The organism is Paraburkholderia sp. Ac-20340 (assembly GCF_017104965.1).
GTDB lineage: Bacteria > Pseudomonadota > Gammaproteobacteria > Burkholderiales > Burkholderiaceae > Paraburkholderia.
Map to the genome: position 1 here is coordinate 59,534 of NZ_JAAGPR010000010.1, position 15,172 is coordinate 74,705.

A 15,172-nucleotide genomic window follows, 5' to 3' on the forward strand; every position below is an offset into this window, starting at 1 on the left:
ATCGTTCACTGCGCCCCGTACAAAGACAGTTTGAGGAGAGGTATGGCAGCAGGTGCGGAGCGGCTCATATGCGCCGATATTCCCGGTTGGGAGGCGACGGGCGCAGCGGAAAGTCACGGGCGTATTCTCACCGCCGAGCTTCTCCATCACACAGACGACGTGTCGATGTATCGCGTCACGACCGACGCCGATACACGCCCAATTGTCGTTAAAGCGCCAACTGGGGAACGCGGATCGCACGCGCTGCTTGCTTCATTTGAAAACGAATATGGCCTGCGAGAGGCAATCGACGCGCATTGGGGGCTACGTCCGCTAGGCCTGTTCCGTTCCGGCAGCCAGTTTCTCCTCACGCTGCAAGATTGCGAGGGCGCATCGCTCTGCGATAGCTCGTTAGCGGCCCTGACGCAGCGGCGCTTTCTTCTGCTCGCCGCCTCGCTGGCGGCGGCGCTCAAAGCCATGCATGCGTGCGGTATCGTCCACCATGATCTGCGCCCCGAGAATCTGTTGGTCGACGCAGATGCACGCGTATGGATAACCGGATTCGGTAGCGCCTGCCGCGCGGGTGTCAGGCAGCCCAGCCGCAACGAAAGCGGCGTCGTGCCGCTGTGCCAGCTTCCTTATCTCGCGCCCGAACGCACGAGCGCCCTCAGCCAGCGTGGCGATCCGCGCAGCGACCTGTATTCGCTCGGCGTGGTGCTATATCAATGGCTCTGTGGGCGTCTGCCGTTCGACGCGTGCGGGCGCGACGAGTGGATCTATTCGCATCTCGTCACCACGCCACGGCCTTTGAGCCAGAACGGTGCGCCACTGCGGCCGGAAATCGAAGCCATCGTCAACAAGTTGCTCGCCAAGTTCGCTGATGACCGCTACCAGAGCGCCGCGGGCGTCGAGGCGGATCTTCAGCTTTGCCACGAGGATGTTGCGCAAGGGGCGGACGTCTCCCGTGCGCGGAGCGACCTCGCCGATCGCCGTACACACGCCGCGTTCCCTGTGCGGGCTTATGGCCGACAACGCGAACTCGAACAGCTTCAGGATGCGCTCGCGCGAGTACGGAAATCGGGCGAAGCGGTTGCGGTGATCGTCGAAGGGGAACCCGGTGTCGGCAAGACTTTTCTCATCGAGGAATTCAGGCGCACTATCGGCACGGCAGGCGTGCATTTCACGCTGGGGAAATTCGATCAATTCAACGATAACGTCCCTTATGCGGCTTTCGCCCAGGTGCTGCGCGGTCTCGTGCGGCCGTTACTGAGCAGGACAGGCTCCGAGATCGCACGATGGAAACAGCGCTTTGAAGAAGCCGTCGGCAGGAGCGGCGCGCTGATCGTGAGTCTCGTGCCGGAAATTGCGGCCGTGGTAGGCTCGCAGCCCGAGGTCGAGGCATTGCCGCCTCAGGAGGCGACCAACCGCTTCATGATGGTTCTGAAGCGCTTTCTGATGCTGTTTTCGGAACGGCAACGGCCACTCGTGCTCATGCTGGACGACGTGCAGTGGCTCGACACCGGCACGCTGGAAATTATCGACGGGCTGGCGTCGGATACTGAAATCGGTCATTTGCTGCTGGTGCTCGCGCATCGCAGCGTCGATCCAGGCCGTTCGCGAGTCGCCAGCGAGCGGCTGAACAGCATCTTGTCGGCACGCAAAGCGACCGGGAAGATTGCGCTGCTGCCGCTCTCTTGCGCCGACGTCGGCGCGCTGATCTCAGAAGCATTGGGCGCGCCACCCGAAGCAGTCACGCCTTTGGCTGCCGCGATTTTCGAAAAGACGGGCGGCAATCCGTTCTTCACGATCGAGTTCCTGCGGGAGTTGATGCAGGAGCGTCTGATTGTTGCGACGACGCCCGGCGAAGGCTGGACATGGGAAATCGGCAGGATTCTCGACAAGGGATACACCGATAACGTCGTCGACTTGTTGACGTTGCGGCTTACGCGTCTGAACGCGGAAACAAAGCGGATTCTGGCCATTTTTGCGTGCCTGGGCGCGTCCACGCGAATCGACGCACTTGCGCGCGTGACCGGCGGCGACACCCGGCAGGTGCTGAGAACGCTGCGCGAAGCCGAAAACGCGGGTCTCGTCTCGCGCAAGGGCGACGTGTACCGCTTTGCGCATGACCGCGTTCAGGAAGCTGCGCATGCGATGCTGGACGACGCTGCCCGCGAGCGTGCACATGCACAGATCGGCGCGCATTTGCTGAATGCCATGCACGATACGGCGGACGCAGCGGAAATTTTCGCGGTAGTCGGGCACCTCAACCGTTCGCAGCGCATGCTCGGCCGGGACGACCTGACACGGCTCGCCGAACTTGACGTGATGGCAGGCAAGGCAGCGCGCGAGGCTGCCGCGTGGAGTTCGGCGCGTGACTATCTGGCTCAGGCGGAAGCGCTCATTGTCGAGTATGGCGTGGGCCTGACGACGGTGGACCGCTTCCGTCTGCTGCTCGATCTGGCCGAATGCGAATATCTCACCGGCGGCTTTGGCGCTGCCATCGAAACGGCCTGCAAGGCGGGGCGACACGCGGCAGACCTGTTGCAACGCGTGAGTGCGCGGCGTATGGAAATCCGTATTCATCAAGCGTCGGGCGATTATCGGCGTGCTGTCGATACGACGCTTGAGACGCTCGCCTTGCTGGCGGTCGACGTAGAAGATGAGTGTCGGGGCGATGGGTCTGTTGCACAGAAACTCGCGGCGTTGCGCGCGCTTTGTCCGCCGCACGAAGTCGGCGCGCTGCTGACGCGAGGCTGCGTGGAAGGCCCGATGCACGACGCCGTGATCGGGCTGATTGTCGACGCGATACCCAGCGCCTATATCTGCAGGCAGGCGCTATTTCCGCTACTCGTAATCAAGGCCACGGAATTGTGCCTCGCGCGCGGCAACTCGCGCCTGGCGGGTTATGTCTACGCTATTTATGCATTGCTGCTGGTGGGGCGCTCACGCGATTTCGATCTCGCGTTGAGATTCTCGGAGCTTGCGCTTGCAGTGAACGAGCGGTATGGGGAATCGCGTCTGACTGGAACGCTGCTGCATCTTCACGGCGACCATATTCTGGTCTGGAAGCAGCCATTTCGCGCGGCCATTCCCATCCTGCGCCAGGCCATGAGCCGATGCGTAGAGGCCGGCGATTTCATCTACGCCGGCTACATTGCATTCGAAAGTATCTGGCAAGCCTACGAGCGCGGCGAGCACCTCGACGAAGTCATCCGGCTTTGCCGCGAGAGCTTGCGGCTCGCGGGCGAATTACGTAATCGGACGCTTTGCGCCACCATCGAAATCGAATGGGAGTTTTTGCTGCAACTGCAAGGCGTCGCAGCGGCGGACGCGGGCATTACATCGACTCGCGAGCAGCGGCTTGCGCATTTGCGCGAGACGCAGTTTGGCTGCGGTCTTGTCTTCGCGGCCATCATGGACATGAAGCTGGATTTCCTGCGCAACCGTTTTGCCGATACCGTTGCGCGCGCAAGGGAAATCGAACCGCAGCTAGGCGCCGTTATGGCCATGCCAATCGAGGCGACTTTCTATTTTCTGCGTGCGCTCGCGCTGATCCGGGTACTCGAAAACGAGCCCGACGATGCCGGTCGCAGCGATAACGAACGCGAACTCGGCGATGCCATCGAGCGGCTCAGGGCATGGGCACAGAGCGCACCGGAGAATTACGGCAGCCGGTGCTCGCTGGTGGCCGCCGAATATGCGCGGCTCACCGGCGACGCAATCCAGGCGGAGCAGGAGTACGAGCGCGCCATCGCACTTGCACGTGAAAACGGGCAAGCCCACTACGAGGCCATGACGCGCGAATGTGCGGCGAGGTTTTATCGGCGGCGCGGTTTGACGTCGGTGGCCGAGGCGTGTTTGCGCGCGGCCCGCGATGCCTACGCGCAGTGGGGCGCGGGCGCAAAAGTGCGCAGCCTGGAGCAGGAATTTCATGCTCTGCGGGAAAGCGCGCATACAACGCGCCATGCCGCGAGTCAGTCTGCACTGCTGGGTACGGTCGATGTGGCGGCGATGATGCAGTTGTCCCAGGCGGTGTCCAGTGAAATCGATCTCGGCAAGCTGGTGCAGGCGTTCATGGAAATTGCCGTGCGTCACAGCGGTGCGCAGCGCGCACTCCTCATGCTCTGGTCCGATGAACGCCTTCATATTGCCGCGGAAGCCGGCTTCGACGGTAACGTCATTACCGTCGAAGCACAGGAAATGGAGCTGAATGAGTCGATGGCGCCGCCTTCGGTGATCCGTCATGTCATGCGGGCTCATGAAACGGTTGTGATCGACGACGGCGCGGAGCCGAACGATTTTCGCGAGGACCGTTATCTGGTTGACGGTCGCTGCCGCTCGTTGCTCTGCATCCCTTTGCTGCGGCATGCAGGCCTCGTGGGCGTGCTGTATATGGAAAACAGCGTCACGCCTTTCGTGTTCGACAGCGCGCGGGTGAAACTGATGAGTATGCTGACCGCTCAGGCGGCCATATCGATCGAGAATGCGCGGCTGTATTCCGCACTCAAACGGGAGAATGTCGAGCGCCGTCTTACCGAACAGCGTCTGCGGCGCAGCGAAGCCTTTCTGGAAGAAGGCCAGCGCATCAGCAAGACCGGGACGTTTATCTGGAATACCGTGACGGGACGCCTGTTGTGGTCACGCGAGAATTACGAACTCTGGGGCGTGGCGTTTTCCTGCGAGCAGCCGACTATCGAAATGTGTCTCGCACGCGTGCATGTCGACGACCATGCGCGCTTCAAGGAAATTTTCGTCGAGGCCATCAACCAGGACGCTTTATATCGTTTCGAATTCTCGACCGTTCAGGACGATGGCAGTCTGCGCAGATTGCAGGTCATTTTCCGCCCGTGGTCGGGCGGCGAAAACGGCACGCGCGAATATATTGGTTCGACGACCGATATCACCGAGCGGCGCACTTTCGAAGACGCCTTGCGACGCAGCGAGATGTATCTTTCGGAAGCGCAGCGGCTCAGCAATATCGGCAGTCTGGGCTGGAATGCGGAGTCGCGCGAGATGACGTGCTCCGCGCAAACGTACCGTATTCTGGAGATGGACGAACCGCCGCGGCCTCACATGGATCTCATGCTGGAGCGCATTCATCCCGACGACGTCGATCAGGTGAGACGCGCGCTGCGCGATGCGGAAGAAGGCGCGTCCATTATCGAAGTCGAATATCGCGTGCAGGTCGCGACCGGCGCGCTCAAATATCTGCGGATGGTGGCGCGGCCGATTGCTTCGGCTTCGAAGGCGGTGGAGTACGTGGGCGCACTCGCCGATATGACGGAGATCCATCAGGCGCAGAACGCGCTATTGCGCGCGCAAGCGGAACTGACTCACGTCACGCGGGTATCGACGCTGGGCGAATTGACCGCGTCGCTCGCGCACGACCTGAAACAACCGCTCATGGCGATCATCACGCACGGGGAGGCGGGGATGCGATGGCTCAATCGCGCGGTGCCGTCGATCGATGAGGCGCGCCACAATCTCGCGCGCATTGTGAGCGATGCGGATCGCGCGAGCGAAGTCATCAATCGCCTGCGTGCGCTTGTACGCAAGGAGCGCTCGAATCGTGCGCCCGTCGATCTGACGCAAACCGTTACCGAAGTGGCCACGCTCGTGCGGCAGGAGATGGAGAAGCACGATATCCGCCTGCGCGTGATGGGCGGCGAGCATCTGCCGAAAGTGGCCGCCGACAAGATCCAGATTCAGCAGGTGGTCATGAATCTGGTCGTCAACGGCATGCATTCGATCCTGCGATCGTCGCACGGGCCGCGCGTGCTGACGATATCGGCACAGAGCGTAGAGGGACAAGCCGTGCGTGTCAGTGTGAGCGATTCGGGCACGGGTATCGCCGGCGGTATCGTCGAAAGACTGTTCGAGCCGTTCTTTACAACGAAACCGGATGGCATGGGGCTTGGGCTTTCGATCTGCCGCTCGATCGTCGAGGAACATCGCGGCACGATCTGGGCCTTCAACAACGAGGATGCCGGCGCGACATTCTGTTTCGAGCTTGGTGCTGTGGGGTGTGATAAGGGCTGAGTAATGCGGGCTGACGCTATTCGCAGGACGGGACCGCAGTCGCGAATTTCATTCGCGACTGCCACGAGCGCGGCGATTCTCCGACAAATCGCTTGAATACACGGCTAAAGTGCGCCTGATCGCTGAAACCGTATTTGTGGGCGACATCCGACGTTTTCAGGGGCTGATTGATCAGGTCGCTTTGTGCCGCTGCAATGCGTTGTCTTAGCCGCCATTGATGCGGCGTATGGCCCACCTTTTCCCGAAAGGCTCCGAAGAAATGCGCCTTGGACATGCGCACGCAAGCGGCGACATCCGCTATCGCCAATGCGTCGCTTAAATCGGCGCCGAGAAGATGCAGCGCGACGGAGACCCAGCAGTCAGAGGCGGGCGGGCGAGTTGGCGCGCCGACGGTGGTGGAGTATGCGGATTTCACGGGTGCGCTTGTTGTTCTGTTTCATAAGCCGTTGACCGTCAAACTCTGCCCGACCTGCTGCCATGCGTAAAGCGTCCGCCGATCAAAACATACTTGCCCGGAAATCAAGAACGCCCGCCTGAAAAGGACTCCGCTCAGGCTTATGCCGTACGAAATGCCGCCACGGAAGCCATCAAATCGTGCGCCTGGCCACGCAGACAATGCGCGGCCGCGGATGCCTCTTCGACTAGCGCAGCATTTTGCTGGGTGTTCTCGTCCATCTGTGTGACGGCCTGATTGACCTGATCGATGCCGCGGCTCTGTTCCTGCGACGCGGCCGCAATCTCGCCCATCAATTCCGCGACTCGCGCGATCGCGCCGCGTACCCGCTGCATCGCGTCGCCGGCGAGCACGACGGCATCGTTGCCTTCGCGCACGCTCGACGCGGAACTGCCGATCATGGCACGCACATCCTTGGCCGCCGCCGACGAACGTTGCGCCAGAGCGCGGACCTCCGAAGCGACGACGGAAAACCCGCGTCCCTGTTCGCCCGCGCGCGCGGCTTCGACCGCCGCGTTCAGCGCGAGGATATTGGTCTGGAACGCGATGCTCTCGATCATGCCGATAATCTCGCCGATGCGCGCGGCGCTGCGATCGATGTCGCTCATTGAATTCACCACGCGCGTGACGATCTCGCTGCATTCGAGCGCGACTTCGTGCGCGCGCGCAGCAAAGCCGCTGGCGGTCTCGGCGTTGGTCGAATTCTGCTGCACGGTCGAGGTGAGTTGCTCCATGCTGGCGGCCGTCTGTTCGAGCGCTGCTGCCTGAGCTTCGGTGCGGGCGGAAAGATCGGCATTGCCCGCGGCGATTTCATCGGTCGCGCCCACAATGGAGTCGGCGGAACGCTTGACGGCGTCGATGGCCGCCGAGAGACGCTCCTGCATGGTCCGCACCGATGCCACCAGGCTGCGCGTGTCGCCGTCGCGCGGCGTGACCGGGACGGTCAGATCGCCCTGGGCGATGCGCTCGCACAGACGCGCCACAGATTGCGGATCGCCGCCGAGCGCGCCGAGTACGCGGCGAATGATGCTGCCCATGACGAACGTGAGCGCGAGACCCACGGCGCAGACCACGGCGAGTTCGCGCACGAGCCGGGCATAAAACGCGCTGTCGATGTCGTCCACGTAGGCGCCGGTGTAGACGTGCCAATCCCAGTCCTTGAGATAATCGCCATAGGCGATTTTCGGTTCGGCGCGTGTTTGACCTGGCTTCGGAAAGCGATAGGTCGTGATGTGGGTTCCGTCGATGCCATGCCGGACAATTTCGGCGGTGAAGTGCTTGCCGGTTTCGTCGATGAGATCGTTGATGCGGTTTTCGAGTTCGGGGCGCACGGGATTGAGCAATTGCAGCATCGACGAATCGACTACCAGCAGATAGCCATTCGCGCCGTATCGCACGACGCGCAATTGCGCGAGCGCCCGCCGCTTCGCTTCTGGCGTGGAAAGCGTGCCCGCCTGGGCGGCAGCGCGATAAGCATTGACAATGCTCAGTGCCGATTGCACCTGTTCACGGAGCGCGGCCTCGCGGTCGCGCATCATGAGTTCGCGCGTCTGGATGGCGTTCGTGACGGAAAGCGCGATCAGGCTCAACCACACGAAAAAGACCGTGCTCCACAAGGTCGTCTTAAAGCTGATTCTCTGCATCACGTTGCTGTCTCCGAACTGTTATTTGCTGATCGCGATCGCCATGGACCGCGGCGCGCGTCAGCGTTTTATCGTCCGGAATCACGCGGGCTGAAGGGTGCCTCAGCCCGCGATAAGCGATTCGCAAGTCACTGCCAGGGAATCAGATGGCGCACGGGTTCAGGGCTCCTGACTTGCCCCTTTTCCCTTGGGTTTAAACGCCCGGCAGCTACAGATAAGCAATGGCCGAGCCGCCGTCGACGCGGACGCATTCACCGTTGACGAACGAGCCTTCGTCACTGGCCAGAAAGCAGGTCGCATTGGCGATGTCTTCAGGCTGGCCCAGACGCGGCATCGGGGTCTTTGCCTGGCGCAGCTTGCGCGTTTCTTCGCTGACGTTTTTGGCCACGCCTTCGGTCTCCGTGTAGCCCGGAGCAACCGAATTCACACGAATGCCGCGCGGGCCCAATTCCGCAGCGGCCGCGCGCATCAGCCCGAGCACACCGGCTTTCACGCCGCAATAGATAAGCGCCTTGGGCAAGCCAATCAAACCCGACGATGAAGCGATGTTCACGACCGAGCCGCCTTCTTTCATGTAATGGGCCGCAGCCTGAATGCCCCACACCACCGAATTGAAACCTGTGCCCGTCATCATCGAAACGTCTTTCTCGGTGATCTCGAGAACGGGCGCATAACGAACCCACATCGCATTGCTCACGATGACGTCGATGCGACCGGCAGCGTCGACCAGACCGCCCGCCGCGTTGAAAATCGTTTCGCGTTCGGCCACATTACCGCCGAAAGCGTAGGCGGTGCCGCCCTGAGACTTGATTTCATCGGCGGCGGATTGGGCCTTGTCGAGGTCACGATCCAGAATGCCAACGATAGCGCCCTCACGAACGAATTTATTGACGATGGCGCGACCAATGCCTTGAGCGCCGCCCGTCACAAGCGCGATTTTTCCTTCCAGCTTTTGGGTCATTTCTATTCCTGAATATTGTTTAATGGATTCACTGGTCTTTAAACCGGCATTCCGGCAGGCCGCGCACGCCACTGCCCGTGACCGCGACGACTGCGCCCGCATTCGGGTTGTCGCTCTTGAGAGCGTTTCCGCTATTGCTGATGCTGGTCACAAAGATCGTGTCGAGTTGCGCGCCACCAATTGCCGGGCAGGTCGGATAGACCGTCGGCAAGTCGATCAGAAGATCGAGTTGGCCGTCAGGCGCGAAGCGGGCCAGCTGGCCCGAGATCACCATTGCCGTCCAGAGATTGCCGTTTGCATCGATGGTGGCACCGTCGGGACCCGATTTCAGCGACGTTGTGTCGACGAACAGTGTGCGTTCGCTCATCGTCGCGGAGGCCGAGTCATAGCGATAGCGGCGCAACTGGTGGCTGAGGCTGTCTGAAAAGTAGAGGTGCTCGCCATTGGGACTAAAGCAGGTGGAATTGGTGACGCAAATCCCCGTTTCCAGAACCTTCAGATTGCCGTGGCGGTCGAGTTGATACAGTTCGCCCACCGGCTCCCGGCGTCCGAGCGCCATCGAGCCAACCACAAAGCGGCCTTCACGATCGACGCGACCGTCGTTGAGCCGCATACCTTCTGCGGGATGCACGACATCGACAAAGTGCGTGATGTCGCCGGTTTCGGGATCGAGAAAGCAAAAGCTGTGAGCGAGTGCGACGAGAATGCGGCCGCTTTCGCATAAGGCGATGGAGCCGATCTGTGCGGGGAGTTTCCATTCGCGCACGGATTCGGTTTTCGGATCACGCGCTTTTACCTGGCATGCGTGGGAATCGATCCAATAGAGGATTTGCCTGCGATCATCCCATAGCGGGCACTCGCCCAGTGCATCGCGGGATGTTCCGATAACGTCGATAGAGTGATTGGTCATTGTGCCTGCTTGCCGGTGCTTTCCACTTCCACTGCATTGAGCGCCAGAAGATCGGCGCGCGCTTCATAGAGCGTATCTGCCGGATAGCGCGACCCCAACGGACGTCGAGCTGTGCCAAACATTTCAGTTTCGGTCTTGGCTTCGATAGGCGTCGTGCGGCTCCAGTCGTAGACGACGGTGCGTGCCGCGACTTTCCATTCATCGCCGCGCTTTTCGAAACGATCGATATAGCGCCCATAGAGCACGACTTCCGTGGGTTTATCGGCGGTCTTTCGATCTTCCTGAACGGCGTGAAAATAGCTTTCGGCCAATGCGCGGTCGCCGTGCAATTCGATCATGATGTTGCCGATCATATGGACCATACGACCGGCGGTTTTCAGCGATTCCATTGCCCAATCGCAGAATCCCGATGCTGTGCCTTGATAAGGACCATGACGGTCCGTTGCATCGTTCCAATAGGTTGCGCGCAGGGCAATTTCGTCGCCTCGATCCACGCCACGACAATAGCGATAGAGGCATTCGCGAATCGCTTCGCGGTCAAGCAGCGCTTGCACGGCTCGATTCGGGAGTTCAGATTGGCTCATGTGATTCCTGGCGTGGGAGGAGAATGGCCGCTTTTTCGTGCGGCCACGTGCGCAGCTTTAAGGAGAAGTTAAAAGCAGATTAAAGCGCCGCTTCAGGATGCTTGATGATCACAGCGTCGAGCACTGCGGCACTGGCTTCACGCACGACCAGCGGATTGACATCCACACTCATGACTTCCGGGTGATTCAAGGCGAAATCCGAAAGTTTGATCATTGCCGTCACCAGTGCGTCCATGTCCTTCGGCGCCGAGCCACGCCAGCCTTTGAGCAATGCCGTTGCCTTCACCTTGTCGATTGCCTGACGTGCGCGTGCCTGCGTGAGCGGGGCAGAGACCAGCGACACGTCTTTATAGAGTTCGGTGTTGACGCCGCCAGCGCCCACGAGAATCATCGGGCCAAAGGTGGCATCGTTGTTCACGCCGAGGATCATTTCCGTGCCGCCCACGATCATCGGGCACACGAGCATGCCGTCGATCTGTGCGTCGGGTACGTGGACACGCACGCTGTCCAGAATCTGTTGGTGCGCTGCGCGTACCGCGTCGGCGTTCCTCACGTTCAGGACGACGCCGCCGACCTCGGTCTTGTGCACGATCTGCGGACTCACGATCTTGAGCACCACGGGGTAGCCCATTGCATCGGCCGCGGCAACCGCCGCATCGGTGTCGATCGCGAGAATGTCCTGTGGCACCGGCAGACCGGCTTCGGCCAACGCTTCTTTGGCCAGCGCTTCCGTGCTCACGTCCCCGAGCTTATAAGCCTCGCGCTTCGCATCGGCGGGTTCGTAGAGATTCGCCCAACGCGCGCGGATCGTTGCCGCTGCGCCCAGTGCGAGCGTGGCGCGCGTGGCGTCATTGAAAACCGGAATGCCGATCTTTTCGAGTTCGCGGTCGACTTCGGGCACGGAAAGCGTGACCACGATGACATCGCGTTGCGGGTGCCGGGCCTTGAGTTCGGCAAACGGCTGCTCGTAATTCGTCTTGAACGATGCAGGCGCGAGGCCCGCCGATGCCAGATACGCCAGCGTGGTGCCGTAGCCGCTATTCGAAAGCATGACGTCCAGCGCGCGAACTGTGCCGTTCTTCACGGAGGTGATTTGCGCGGTCACATCCAATGGGTTCGCTGCGACGGCAAACGGCAGCAGTTCAAGCATCGCCGTCCTGGCAGTTTCGGGCAGGGCCGGCATCGTGAGGCCGGAATCCCCGCATGCGTCTGCAACCATTACGCCGATACCGCCGGACGACGTGAGCACGCCCAGTTCGTTATTGACCGGCAAATGACCCGTGGTCGAGATCAGATACGCGATGTCCAGCATCGCTTCCTGCGACGGGGCGCGATACGCACCGCACTCGGCGAACACGGCGTCGTAGGCTGCGTCGTTGCCAGCCAGCGAACCCGTGTGGGTTGCAGCCGCCGCGGCTCCGAGTTCGGAGCGCCCGACCTTCATGATAATGACCGGCTTCTGCGCTTTGGCCGCTTTGAGGAGGGCGCGGCGCAGCTTCTGACCGTCTTTCGCCGATTCGAGCGCGGCCATGATGACCCTGGTGGACGGATCGTCGGCCAGATAGTCGATGGCTTCCGCGACATCGACATCGGCTTCGTTGCCGGTCGCCACAATCTTGCTGAAGCCCATGCCGCGCAGCGTAGCCGCACCGTACAACGCCGAACCGAAGGCGCCCGACTGCGTCGCCAGCGCGATGTTGCCGGGCTTCGGGCTGATGCCGTAGAGCACGACCGAGAAGGTGGAAAGCAGACGCGATTCGACGTTCAGTAAACCTAAAGAGTTCGGCCCGACCATGCGAACGCCGGAGGCCTTGCACATCGCCGCCAGACGGTCCTGAACGGCGCGGCCTTCCGCGTTGATCTCGGCGAAACCCGCGGTCAGGATGACGACGGATTTGACACCCTTCTGGATTGCATCGCCCAATGCGGATTCCACGGCGCCGGTTGGAACCACGATGATCGCCTGATCGGGTACTTCGGGTGTATCGAGGATCGACGGGTAGGCCGCAAGGCCCTGAATTTCCGCGCCGCTGCGGTTAATCGGAAACAATGTGCCTTGATAGCCGGATTCGCGAAGGAATCGCAGTACGCGACCGCCAATGCGGTCTGGATCGGACGATGCGCCGATAACGGCAACCGATCGTGCGTCGAACAATGCGCTGAGAGTGGAAGAGGTCATGGTGTGCGAGTAAGGTCGAGTGCTCCCCGGTCACGCCGGGGAGCCTGAATCAAGCCAGCTTCAGACGTGTGCGACGAGCCAGTCGAGACATTGGCTACGGTTGCCGAACCGTTCCGCAGCCGTGCGAGACTGCATGCAAAGCTGCGTGGCCGGCATTTCCACCGTCATACCCATGCCGCCGTGCATCTGCATGACCGCGTGGCCCACGTCCTTCGCAACGCCTGCGCAGAACATTTTGCTTAGTATTACCAGGCGGTCGATCGCGCAGTCATCGCTGCCGTTGAAGCCTTCGATCAGGCGCGCGACTTGACCTTTGATACCTTCGTACGCCACATAGCAATCCACGACGCTATGCTGCAGCACTTGATGAACCGCCAGCGGCTTGCCGAACTGCACGCGGTCGTTGAGATACTGGATCGTCTGCTCGACCTTGGCGCCGACGGCGCCCACGATCTGCACGCATGAGAGCAGTGCGCCGATCTGCAGGGCCTGATTGACCGCGACATGGGCGGCGGCGCCGACCAGCACGATTTCGTCTTCGCTCACTTCGAGGCCGTCGACCGCGTAGTCCACGGTCACCGTGCCGTCGATACCGCCGAAGAACTGGGCGCGATCAGCCAGACGCGAACGTGCGATCAGCACCACGGCCTGACCGTCGGCGGTCGACGCGTTGAAGATGACGTGCGTGGCCGGTTCGCTTTCGTTCGAACCGCGGATTGCACCGCGCAGGATGTTGCCCTCCAGGCTGACCGAAGCGGCCTGGAGCGGTGTGCCCGATGCCGATTGAAGCACCGGCGACACCGAAACTTCGCCGCTGAGCAGTTGCTCGAGCAGCGGGCCCACGATCGGTGCCGCAGCCGCGGCTTCGAGCAGAACCGGCGCGACGGCGCAACGCTCGACCAGCGGCGCCACGTTGGTATAGCGCGAGGCCGCTTCAACGATGCCAGCGAGGTCTGTGAGCGTCGCGCCGACGCCACCGTTGTCTTCCGAAACCAGCACCGACTGCCAGCCCAGTTCGAGCGCCTGTTGCCATTTGCCGGAGGCTTTGCCGTCGACGGCATGGCCCTTCTGCGTTTCGTCAGCAGCGGCAAGGCGCGCCGACGAGTCGAACATATCGCCCTGGAACATATTGCTCACGGCATAGCCCACGCCCATGATCGATTTCGCGATGATGTTCTTCTGGACTTCCGTCGAACCGCCCGCGAGCGTGCGCGAACGGTAGAACAGGTAGGTATGGACGAAGTTGCGTTCGAGATTCAGTTCGTCTTCGGCCGTTGCCAGCGGCAGCAGCGGGAGGAGGCGGGCCGCGTACTCGGGACCGAGTACGTCCATGGCAATCGACGTCACTTCCTGGCTCTGTTTCGAGCATGCCATTTTCAGCGCGGACGACTTGGACGACTGAAGCGTGCCGGCCATGTCTTCCTTAATCGCCGACAGGAGGATTTCACGCGTACCGTAGGCACCGGCTTCGACTTCGAGCAGACGATCGACGGCCTTCAGCAGCGAAGGCGTCGCGCCTTTTTCCTTGATCTTGTCCTGAACCAGTTCGGTCACCTGCTGAACGTGACGCAGCAGCCGCGGCATCAGCGCCGGGCTCAACCGTTCGCGGTCGAGCAGAAACTTGCCGTACGACCAGCCCTGGCCCTCCGCGCCGATGCGATTGAACACGGGCACCTTGACGTCTTTCAGGAACACTTCGTTGACGTGGTGCCACTGGTCGATCGTGTGAATCGGCCGAACTTCGATACCCGGCGTGTTCATCGGAATCAGCAGCAGCGTGATGCCTTCCTGACGCTTGCCTTCGTTGCTCGTTCGCACGAGCGTGTACATGATGTCCGCTTCCTGAGCGTGCGACGTCCAGATCTTCTGGCCGTTGACGATGTAGTGCTCGCCGGTATCGTCCAGAACCGCAGCGGTCTTGAGCGAGGCCAGATCGGAGCCCGCGCCCGGCTCCGAATAGCCCTGGCACCACCATTCTGAGCCGTCGATGATCGGCGGCAGGAAGCGTGCTTTCTGCTCGTCCGTGCCGAATGCCTGGATCACGGGACCAATGTGGCCGATGCCGTGGTGATACAGCTGCGGGCAGTCCATTGCCGCCGTCACTTCTTCGAAGATCAGGCGCTGCATCACGTCCCAGCCCGGGCCGCCGAACGCCGTGGTCCAGCCCGGCGCCGAATAGCCGAGCCCGCCTTTGGCCATGGCCGCGGTGTATTGGCTCAGAAGTTCGCGACCCAGCTTCTTGTTGGCGCGCGTTGCAGCACGCACCTCGGCAGGAACATACGCTTCGATGTGATCGGCGATTTCTTTGCGGAACGCCGCATAAAAAGCTTCGTCCCGTACTTGATCCATTTCACTCATAAATAATTAGCCTTACTAAATCAAATTGGGCGGCCGGGCCGGTCGCAGGGCGCCACAGATCG

General features: G+C 61.3%; 8 protein-coding genes. 1 reads left to right on the forward strand and 7 read right to left on the reverse strand.

Features of this window, described 5'->3' with window-relative positions:
- Nucleotides 1-42: 42 nt before the first annotated feature.
- Nucleotides 43-6,021, forward strand: coding sequence for a trifunctional serine/threonine-protein kinase/ATP-binding protein/sensor histidine kinase (locus G3N59_RS15560; RefSeq protein ID WP_205983510.1), 5,979 nt, complete (start codon nucleotides 43-45; stop codon nucleotides 6,019-6,021).
- 16 nt (nucleotides 6,022-6,037) lie between these two features.
- On the opposite strand, the gene G3N59_RS37025 is transcribed toward G3N59_RS15560, so the two are convergent.
- The 7 genes from G3N59_RS37025 to G3N59_RS15595 all read right to left on the reverse strand — a co-directional run bounded on the left by G3N59_RS37025 (nucleotide 6,038) and on the right by G3N59_RS15595 (nucleotide 15,101).
- Entirely contained in the window at nucleotides 6,038-6,436 is a 399-nt protein-coding gene (locus tag G3N59_RS37025; RefSeq protein WP_205983511.1) for an AraC family transcriptional regulator, read from the reverse strand.
- Between the two features lie 140 nt (nucleotides 6,437-6,576).
- Nucleotides 6,577-8,118: a methyl-accepting chemotaxis protein gene (locus G3N59_RS15570; protein ID WP_205983637.1), complete on the reverse strand. Its 1,542-nt coding sequence runs from the start codon at nucleotides 8,116-8,118 to the stop codon at nucleotides 6,577-6,579.
- 208 nt (nucleotides 8,119-8,326) lie between these two features.
- On the reverse strand, nucleotides 8,327-9,151 hold the full coding sequence (locus tag G3N59_RS15575; protein WP_346777888.1) for an SDR family oxidoreductase: 825 nt from the start codon (nucleotides 9,149-9,151) through the stop codon (nucleotides 8,327-8,329).
- Entirely contained in the window at nucleotides 9,108-9,989 is an 882-nt protein-coding gene (locus G3N59_RS15580) for an SMP-30/gluconolactonase/LRE family protein (RefSeq protein ID WP_205983512.1), read from the reverse strand. The genes G3N59_RS15575 and G3N59_RS15580 overlap by 44 nt, the downstream gene beginning before the upstream one ends.
- Nucleotides 9,986-10,573 (reverse strand): nuclear transport factor 2 family protein, encoded by a 588-nt coding sequence (locus G3N59_RS15585; protein ID WP_205983513.1) that lies wholly within the window; start codon nucleotides 10,571-10,573, stop codon nucleotides 9,986-9,988. Before G3N59_RS15585 ends, G3N59_RS15580 begins: the two co-directional genes overlap by 4 nt.
- A 79-nt stretch (nucleotides 10,574-10,652) precedes the next feature.
- Nucleotides 10,653-12,752 carry an acetate--CoA ligase family protein gene (locus G3N59_RS15590; RefSeq protein ID WP_205983514.1) on the reverse strand — a complete coding sequence of 700 codons (2,100 nt, stop codon included), beginning with the start codon at nucleotides 12,750-12,752 and terminating at the stop codon, nucleotides 10,653-10,655.
- A gap of 60 nt (nucleotides 12,753-12,812) precedes the next feature.
- The gene (locus G3N59_RS15595; RefSeq protein WP_205983515.1) at nucleotides 12,813-15,101 is read right to left on the reverse strand and encodes an acyl-CoA dehydrogenase family protein; all 2,289 of its coding nucleotides are present in this window, start codon (nucleotides 15,099-15,101) and stop codon (nucleotides 12,813-12,815) included.
- Nucleotides 15,102-15,172 lie beyond the last annotated feature (71 nt).